Origin of the sequence: Pseudoalteromonas sp. 20-92, assembly GCF_030847595.1 — a bacterium.
Taxonomy (GTDB): Bacteria; Pseudomonadota; Gammaproteobacteria; order Enterobacterales; family Alteromonadaceae; genus Pseudoalteromonas; species Pseudoalteromonas fuliginea.
This window is the reverse complement of record NZ_JANJGQ010000066.1, coordinates 1-849: the sequence shown is the minus strand read 5'-3', so window position 1 is coordinate 849 and position 849 is coordinate 1. Positions and strand designations below refer to the sequence as shown.

At 35.7% G+C, this 849-nt stretch carries 1 protein-coding gene; it reads left to right on the top strand.

Annotated elements, in window-relative coordinates:
- Positions 1-103: 103 nt before the first annotated feature.
- Positions 104-679, top strand: coding sequence for a hypothetical protein (locus tag NRL14_RS20765; protein ID WP_306725515.1), 576 nt, complete (start codon positions 104-106; stop codon positions 677-679).
- Positions 680-849: the final 170 nt, after the last annotated feature.

Here is an 849-nt window from a genome sequence, read left to right as displayed (position 1 = left end):
TAATTATGGCTCTGGCTTTGAATTAAGCTAACCCACGAAAAGCGGAGGCTAACACCGTGTGGGAGTCATTATGTCTAAGTGCCTCTCAGGTTTGGAGTTTTAAATGCAACTAATCTTTAGTGATCCATATTATGATAACGAAAACTGGGATGAAGCTGTATTCTCAAATGAAATAAAAAATTCGTTAACTCAGGTACTAGATGAAGCTCCTAGCATTCATTATTCAAATATTGGACATGGTGCTGATTGCCCAAGTGTTTTAGTTGAATTGTTCAACACAATTGACTGGAAGACTATTGCTGGCACTTCACTTGTTGGTACTTTTTTACTTGGTGACAAAATTAATAAAAACTTAGATGCTTGGACATCAATTGGCGAAAAATTAAGTGCGATAATTAATAAGTTGAAGCCTGCAAGGATTGATGAAAAAGCGGCATTAGCTTGGGTGGTCAATGACTTGGCAGAAAAAGGTAAAATACATGGTGTGATTGAATTAAATATTCAAGTTATACCTTTTACAAACGGACCTTGTAAAACCGAATTACAACTTGAATCACAACCTGATAGTTTATATTTAATATCCGCTAAATTAGTAGATAATGTTTTTGTGTATGGCTTAAAGTCAAATTCTAAACTCGAGTTTTTAAAAGAATTTGACACATTTTGGGGTGAGTTTTAGGCACTTAACAAGCCGTTTAAAAGGACAAAAAACAGTTGGCTTTTGCTCCTTCGTCGCTTAATTTTAGCCAACATATTTTTTGCCTCTTAACGGGGCGTTGGTATGACTCCCACTGTCAAGTTAAACGCACTGATCCCTGCCTAACTTTTTTAAGCCATAATTACTTTAGC

What these genes read in the sequence shown, in the direction of transcription:
- NRL14_RS20765 (WP_306725515.1), top strand. Translation starts at nt 104, where the DNA reads ATGCAACTAATCTTTAGTGATCCATATTATGATAACGAAAACTGGGAT.